At 63.5% G+C, this 7,088-nt stretch carries 7 protein-coding genes; 2 read left to right on the forward strand and 5 right to left on the reverse strand.

Annotated features, from left to right (window positions below):
* The first annotated feature begins 66 nt into the window (after positions 1-66).
* The gene (locus FS777_RS17895; protein ID WP_058639838.1) at positions 67-1,599 is read left to right on the forward strand and encodes an NCS1 family nucleobase:cation symporter-1; all 1,533 of its coding nucleotides are present in this window, start codon (positions 67-69) and stop codon (positions 1,597-1,599) included.
* 16 nt (positions 1,600-1,615) lie between these two features.
* The gene (locus FS777_RS17900; RefSeq protein WP_058605966.1) at positions 1,616-2,344 is read left to right on the forward strand and encodes an aspartate/glutamate racemase family protein; all 729 of its coding nucleotides are present in this window, start codon (positions 1,616-1,618) and stop codon (positions 2,342-2,344) included.
* Positions 2,345-2,398: 54 nt separating this feature from the next.
* Here FS777_RS17900 and FS777_RS17905 read toward each other — a convergent pair whose 3' ends face one another.
* From FS777_RS17905 to FS777_RS17925, 5 genes are all read right to left on the reverse strand, one after another.
* The gene (locus tag FS777_RS17905) at positions 2,399-3,592 is read right to left on the reverse strand and encodes a D-amino acid dehydrogenase (RefSeq protein WP_145256753.1); all 1,194 of its coding nucleotides are present in this window, start codon (positions 3,590-3,592) and stop codon (positions 2,399-2,401) included.
* Between the two features lie 43 nt (positions 3,593-3,635).
* On the reverse strand, positions 3,636-4,298 hold the full coding sequence (locus FS777_RS17910; protein WP_078478871.1) for a histidine phosphatase family protein: 663 nt from the start codon (positions 4,296-4,298) through the stop codon (positions 3,636-3,638).
* A 176-nt stretch (positions 4,299-4,474) separates the two neighbouring features.
* The gene (locus FS777_RS17915; RefSeq protein WP_027915980.1) at positions 4,475-4,813 is read right to left on the reverse strand and encodes an FKBP-type peptidyl-prolyl cis-trans isomerase; all 339 of its coding nucleotides are present in this window, start codon (positions 4,811-4,813) and stop codon (positions 4,475-4,477) included.
* Positions 4,814-4,918: 105 nt separating this feature from the next.
* The gene (locus tag FS777_RS17920; protein WP_145256756.1) at positions 4,919-5,707 is read right to left on the reverse strand and encodes a PhzF family phenazine biosynthesis protein; all 789 of its coding nucleotides are present in this window, start codon (positions 5,705-5,707) and stop codon (positions 4,919-4,921) included.
* Positions 5,708-5,758: 51 nt separating this feature from the next.
* Positions 5,759-6,697 carry a 2-hydroxyacid dehydrogenase gene (locus FS777_RS17925; protein WP_145256758.1) on the reverse strand — a complete coding sequence of 313 codons (939 nt, stop codon included), beginning with the start codon at positions 6,695-6,697 and terminating at the stop codon, positions 5,759-5,761.
* Positions 6,698-7,088: the final 391 nt, after the last annotated feature.

Below are 7,088 nucleotides of genomic sequence, written 5' to 3' on the forward strand. Positions count from 1 at the left end.
CGACGAGATGGCGAGCCCGTGCGCTGCCCGCTCATCGCAGTCAACGTGCATCAGGAGCCCGCCGGAATGAGTAGCAGCCTCAACCTTGCCCCTGAACTATCCGTCGCCAGCACCCAGACCCACCCAACCCCGGCCGACACAATGCCGGACATGGCACTGAGCCCTCGCCTGCACAACCGAGACCTGGCCCCCACGCGCATCGCCGGACGCCGCTGGGGCCGTTACAGCATCTTCGCGCTGTGGACCAACGATGTGCACAACATCGCCAACTATTCATTTGCCATGGGCCTGTTCGCCTTGGGCCTGGGCGGCTGGCAGATACTTCTGTCGTTGGCCATTGGCGCGGCCCTGGTGTACTTCTTCATGAACCTGTCGGGCTACATGGGGCAGAAAACCGGCGTACCCTTCCCGGTCATCAGCCGCATCGCCTTCGGCATTCACGGCGCGCAGATCCCGGCGCTGATACGTGCGGTCATCGCCATCGCCTGGTTTGGCATCCAGACCTACCTGGCCTCGGTGGTCCTGCGCGTGCTGCTCAGCGCCATCTGGCCGCAAATGGCAGCCTATGACCACGACAGCATCCTTGGCCTTTCCAGCCTGGGCTGGGCCTGTTTCGTGGCCATCTGGCTGGTGCAACTGGTGATCCTCGCCTACGGCATGGAGATGGTGCGTCGCTACGAAGCCTTCGCAGGCCCTGTCATCCTGGTAACGGTCGCGGCGCTGGCGGTATTCATGTACTTCAAGGCCGACACCCGCATCGCATGGTCGGTGGCAGAGCCCCTGAGTGGTTACGAGATGTGGCGCAACATTTTTGCCGGCGGTGCCTTGTGGCTGGCCATCTACGGCACGCTGGTGCTCAACTTCTGCGACTTCGCCCGCTCCTCGCCGTGCCGCAAGACCATTCGCGTCGGCAATTTCTGGGGCCTGCCGGTGAACATCCTGGTGTTTGCCGTGATCACCGTCGTGCTGTGCGGCGCTCAATTCAAGATCAACGGCCAGATCATCGATAGCCCCACCCAGATCGTGGCAGCCATTCCAAACACCACCTTCCTGGTGCTGGGCTGTCTGTCGTTCCTGATCGTCACGGTCGCGGTCAATATCATGGCCAACTTCGTGGCGCCGGCCTTCGTGCTCAGCAACCTGGCACCGCGTCACCTCAACTTCCGCCGCGCGGGGCTGATCAGCGCCACGCTGGCGGTGCTGATCCTGCCGTGGAACCTGTACAACAGCCCCTTGGTGATCGTCTACTTCCTCTCCGGCCTGGGTGCATTGCTGGGCCCGTTGTACGGGGTGATCATGTCCGACTACTGGCTGCTGCGCAAAGGCTGCATCAACGTCCCGCAGCTCTACAGCGAAGACCCGGCCGGCGCTTATCACTACACCAAGGGCATCAACCTGCGCGCGGTCGCGGCGTTCGTGCCGGCGGCCCTGCTGGCCATCGTGCTGGCCCTGGTCCCCAACTTCCACAGCGTCGCGCCGTTCTCGTGGCTGATCGGGGCTGGCATCGCCGCCGCCCTGTACCTGTTGATCGCGCCGCGCAACCGTCATTACCACGACGTCAGCGGCGAATGCATCGCCGTCGACCACAGCAGCCACTGAACAAGGAGGACTGCGCATGCGAATCCTGATTGCCAACGTCAACACCACCGAAGCCATCACCGAGGCCATCGCCGAGCAGGCCCGCGCCGTGGCGGCGCCGGGCACCGAGATCATCGGCCTGACGCCGTGGTTCGGCGCAGAATCGGTGGAGGGCAACTTCGAGAGTTACCTGGCCGCCATCGCCGTGATGGATCGGGTACTGGCCTATGAGGGCCCCTATGATGCCGTGATCCAGGCCGGCTATGGCGAGCACGGCCGTGAAGGCTTGCAGGAGCTGCTGAACGTGCCAGTGGTGGACATCACCGATGCCGCCGCCAGTACCGCCATGTACCTGGGCCACGCTTACTCGGTGGTCACCACCCTGGACCGTACCGTGCCCTTGATCGAAGACCGCCTCAAACTTTCCGGGCTCTACGATCGGTGCGCCTCGGTCCGCGCCAGCGGCCTGGCGGTGCTGGAGCTCGAGGCCGATCCGCAGCGCGCCGTCGAGGCCATCGTCGAGCAGGCCGAACGGGCCGTACGCGATGACAAGGCCGAGGTCATCTGCCTGGGATGCGGAGGCATGGCCGGGCTGGACGAGCAGATCCGCCAACGCACCGGGGTACCGGTGGTCGATGGGGTCAGCGCGGCGGTGACCATCGCCGAGTCGCTGGTGCGCCTGGGTCTGAGTACGTCCAAGGTCCGCACCTACGCGACCCCTCGGGTAAAGAAGGTCATAGGCTGGCCGATGCGGCTCGGCCGCTAGGGCACCACGGCGCAACCTGCGCGGGATCGGCAACCGACCCTGCGCAGGGCCTGCTTAACCGATCATTCTGGCCAGCCGCTGGCCACTGCCGCAGGCCAGGGTGAAGCCCAGCGCGCCATGGCCAAGGTTGAGCCAAAGGTTGCGATAAGGCGTTGCGCCGATGATCGGCACACCGGTGGGCGTCGCCGGTCGCATGCCGGCCCACTCCACCGCGTGGGCGTAATCGGCGGCGTGGGGCAGTGTCTCCAGCGCCAGGCGTCGCATGCCCTGCAACCGGCGTTTGTCCAGCGCCTCGTCCTGCCCCACGATGTCCACCATGGCCGCAACGCGCAGTTGCCGATCCAGCCGGGCATAGACGATCTTGCGCTCGTAGTCCGTCAGGCTGATTTCAGGCGCACGCTGCCCTGATGCTAGCGGCGCAGTCAGGCTGTACCCTTTGAGTGGATAGATCGGAATGTTCACCCCTGGCAACTTCAGCGCAGCGCTGCGGTAACCGGCGCACAGCACCAACTGATCGACTGCCAGTTCTTCGTGGCCAAGGCGCAGCGCTACCACCTGATGCCCACGGTGAAGCAGCTGGGTCACCGGCTGACCGAGCCGGAACCGGCATTGGCCAGAGGCTTGCAGCGCGGCGGCCAGGCCCAGGCAGAAGGCATGGCAGTCGCCTACCTCTTCGTCCGGGGTGAATATGCCACCCACGAAGGACGACTCTTGCAGCGCAGGTTCCAGTGTCCGCAGCTCAGCAGCGCCCAGTACCTGCTGGTGATCAGGATCGGTCAGTTGCAGACGGCTGCGCTTGAACTGGGACTCGCTGCGAAACGCTACAAGCTTGCCATTGCGGCGCCAGGCAAAGTCGCCGAGGTCCTGGGCTTGGCGCCACTGGGCCAACACCGCCTGGCTGTGCAGGGCAAGGTCAAGCAAGACGGCGGCGTTGCGCCGGTTGACGCTGCGTCGACATGCCAGGGTAAAGGCCAACAGCCAGCGCCACTGCGCCGGGTCCAGACGCAGGCGCAGACGCAGCGGGGAATCGCCCTGCAGCAACCATCCCAGCGCCTGCCACGGCACGCCCGCATCAGCCAGTGGCGCGACGTAGCGGTAGGACAATTGACCGCCATTGGCAAAGCTGGTGGCTGCCCCCAAGGTGTCGTGGGCCTCGATCAATTCTACGCAATGGCCTTCCTGCACCAGCGCATAGGCCGTCGCCAGCCCGACCACGCCGCCCCCTATCACCGTCACCTGCCGCTTCATCGTTCATCCCTGTTCAGCATCCTGGCTCAACAGTACCAGCGGATCAGGTCGGGCAGCTATGCTTACCGTCATCGAGCCCCTGACGCACGTTACGGCTGCGCAGGCTGGCCTTGCCATCGTGCCAGTTCAGGGTCAGAACATAGAGGGTGTCGAAATCACCATCCTGCCAATCCTCGGTGATGACGTGCTCCTTGCCGACAGCTTTTTCCGCGACGGTATTGATCAGGTCCGGCAGGTAGCCGTGTGACCACGCGGTATAGATGGTCGCGTTACGGTACTTGTTGCTGAGCAGCTCATCGGCCAGGTCATCGGTGTCGTTGGCGCTGTAGTCGATGTTGACCGGCAGGCCAAGGCGAATGGCACTGGGGCTGATGGTCATGAGCGGACGCAGGTAGCTGTAGCTTTGATCATCGGCGCCCTCCTCCACGTGCCGGGACGGGTTGGCGGCAAACACGTAATCGGCCTTGCCGAAACGTTCGGGTAAAACCGTGGCCAGGTCCAGTGCACGGTTCAGGCCCTGGCAGTTCAATTGGCCTAAGCCTTCACCGGGTTTTTCGGCATGGCGCAGAAACACCAGGGTCTGGGTGCCATCGACCGGTTGCGCGCGGCTCTCGACGGCGTCCAGCGCCAGCGGTACGCCTACGGCGGTCAGGGTCAGGCCCAGCAACCAATGACGGCGACGATGCAGGTGTGGAATCAACTTCATCAATGCAGGCTCGTGTGACAAACGGGTCACCCGCGCATCGCCCGGACGGGCACAGGGCGCCTTTTGCAGTGAGTGCCTTCCTTGACGACGGGTTCGGTTCAGAGTGCCAAAAACCCGATTTGTTCCCCGCTGCCCGGGTTCCAGGCGTCTGGCACGGGCATTACGGGGCCATCCTGTCAGTCGTCGCGCGTCAGCACTTCAAGCAGCTCGATTTCGAACGCAAGGTCCGAATCAGGTGGAATAGATCCGACGCTACGCGCCCCGTAGCCCAGGTGCGCCGGCACCAACAGCTTGCGCTTGCCGCCAACGCGCATGCCCATGATGCCCTGGTCCCACCCCTTGATAACGCGCCCGGTACCGATCACGCATTGAAACGGCTTGCCGCGTGACCAGGAGGAGTCGAACTCGGTGCCATCGGCCAGCCATCCGGTGTATTGGGTAGTGATCAGGGCACCTTTGACGGCCGCTTTGCCGTCGCCCTCGACCAGGTCGATGATCTGCAGTTCTTGGTTCATGCGCAGGCTCCAGCCGCTACGAAAATGCCGTCCTTTTCGCAGCATTGCCCGGATTTGGCAAGCCTTGGTGTCGGCTCGCGCATTGTCCGTGACGACAGGGCCGTCCTATAGGTAGACGGTACCGCGCATGAACAACGCCGCCCGCCCACTGATGATCACCCGGCCATTGCCCGGCAGCACGCAGCGCAGCTGGCCCTTGCGCGCACCGCCCTGCTCGCACTCAAGCGACTGCTTGCCCAGCCGTTGTGCCCAGATCGGTGCGAGCGAGGTATGGGCCGAACCGGTCACCGGGTCTTCATTGACCCCCACGCGTGGCCCGAACCAGCGCGTCACGAAATCGAACCCACGCCCCGCCGCCGTCACGGCGATGCCGCGCACGTCAAAGCCGGCCAGCGCGACAAAATCTGGCGTGAGGGTGTCGAGCAACCCAGGGTCATCGACCACCACCACGTAGTCGTCGCTGCGATATACCGCCAGCGCCTGTTGCAGGCCCAACGCCTGCAACAGACCGGCTGGCACGGGCTGGACCTCTGGTTGGCGAGCGGGGAAATCCATGGCCAGCAGGCCGTCCGCTTGACGAGTTACCCGCAGTTCACCGCTGCGGGTATTGAAGCGCAGCACCTGCGCCGGTTCATTGAGGTGTTCGAACAACACGTAGGCCGAGGCCAGCGTGGCGTGGCCGCACAAGTCCACTTCCACGGTGGGCGTGAACCAGCGCAGGTCGAACGCCTCGCCGTTGCGTACGAAATACGCCGTTTCGGAAAGGTTATTTTCCTCGGCGATGCGCTGCAGCACGGCATCGGGTAGCCAGTGATCGAGCGGGATGACCGCAGCCGGGTTGCCGCCGAAGGGTTCGGCACTGAAGGCGTCGACCTGGAAGATTTCAAGTTGCATGGATACGCTCCTTGTTGCCTGCCCTTGTGCAGGCATTTGGCAGTATGGGGCTTAATGAAGCACAGGTGTCAGCACTGGCTTGCCGGCGAAAAAAGCATCGAGGTTACGCAGGACCAACGTCACCGTGGCTTCTGCCGCTTCTGGCGATTGTCCGGCGACATGGGGCGTCAATACCGTGTTCGGCAGCGACTTGAGGGTGTCGGGAACGTCAGGTTCCTCATCGAACACGTCCAGGGCCGCACCGGCCAATTGCCCGCCCTGCAGTGCCTGGGTCAGCGCCTGGGTATCGACGACGCTGGCCCGCGCGATGTTGACCAGGTAGCCCTGGGGGCCGAGTGCGTGCAGCACCTGTGCATCCACCAGGTGGCGTGTATCGGCGCCGCCGGGTGTGGCGACCACGAGAATATCGACTGCCCCGGCCAGGGCCAGGACGCTGTCGTAGCCGGTGTAGGGCAATGCCGGACGTGGTGTACGGTTGTAGTAGCTTACGGGCATGTCGAACCCTTGATGCGCGCGCTTGGCGTTGGCTCGGCCAACGGCGCCCATGCCCAGAATGCCCAGGCGTTTGCCAGTGACCGATGGGCTGATCACGCGCTGCCATTGGCCGCGCCGGGTACTGGCGTCGGCTTGTGGGATGTTGCGCAGCAGGGCCAGGAGCATAGCCATGGCGTGATCGGCCACAGCGTCAGCGTTGGCGCCGGCGCCGTTGGTGACGGTGATGTGGCGGGCATGGGCGGCTTGCAGGTCGACCTGCTCATAGCCGGCACCGATGACGCAGATGATCTGCAGGTTGGGCAGTGCGTCGATTTCCTGGGCGGTCAGGCCGAGGGGGCCGCGGGTGAGGACGGCGTCGATGCGGGGGCCGTTGTGCTCGATGGCTTGGGCGCGCAGGTCGGGGGTTTGGGCGAGGATCAGGTGGTAGCCAGCGTTGGTCAACAGGGGTAGGTAGGTGTCCACGGTTTCGACCAGGACCAGGATTGTCTTGTGCATGGGGCCTCCGGGTGGGTTGGGGATTATGCGGAGGGGGTGGGTGGTACAGTCAATGGGTATTGTCGGTGGGGACTTTATGGGAGGTGGGGGTGGGGTTTGTGGGCGGGCGCTTAGTAGTTACCCGGATTTTGAATCAAACTCGGCGGGATTTGAACTTTGAACTTTGAACTTTGAACTTTGAGTTCTGAGTTCTGAGTTCTGAGTTCTGAGTTCTGAGTTCTGAGTTCTGAGTTCTGAGTTCTGAGTTCTGAGTTCTGAGTATCAGTGTGGGCATTTATATTGAGTTGGTATTCAATAGTTAGGGTGGCGCATGATCACCTTTCCGCCCTTACGGCGGCTCACTTTTTGTCTTGTCAAAAAGTGAGCAAAAACCGCCTGCTCCTATCATCCG

The sequence above is a fragment of the Pseudomonas sp. DE0157 genome, assembly GCF_007678615.1.
GTDB classification, from domain to species: Bacteria; Pseudomonadota; Gammaproteobacteria; order Pseudomonadales; family Pseudomonadaceae; genus Aquipseudomonas; species Aquipseudomonas parafulva_B.

Coding starts and splice junctions, on each gene's coding strand:
- FS777_RS17920 (WP_145256756.1), bottom strand. CDS start 5,707: ATGCAACTTGAAATCTTCCAGGTCGACGCCTTCAGTGCCGAACCCTTC.
- FS777_RS17925 (WP_145256758.1), bottom strand. CDS start 6,697: ATGCACAAGACAATCCTGGTCCTGGTCGAAACCGTGGACACCTACCTA.
- FS777_RS17900 (WP_058605966.1), top strand. CDS start 1,616: ATGCGAATCCTGATTGCCAACGTCAACACCACCGAAGCCATCACCGAG.
- FS777_RS17915 (WP_027915980.1), bottom strand. CDS start 4,813: ATGAACCAAGAACTGCAGATCATCGACCTGGTCGAGGGCGACGGCAAA.
- FS777_RS17910 (WP_078478871.1), bottom strand. CDS start 4,298: ATGAAGTTGATTCCACACCTGCATCGTCGCCGTCATTGGTTGCTGGGC.
- FS777_RS17905 (WP_145256753.1), bottom strand. CDS start 3,592: ATGAAGCGGCAGGTGACGGTGATAGGGGGCGGCGTGGTCGGGCTGGCG.
- FS777_RS17895 (WP_058639838.1), top strand. CDS start 67: ATGAGTAGCAGCCTCAACCTTGCCCCTGAACTATCCGTCGCCAGCACC.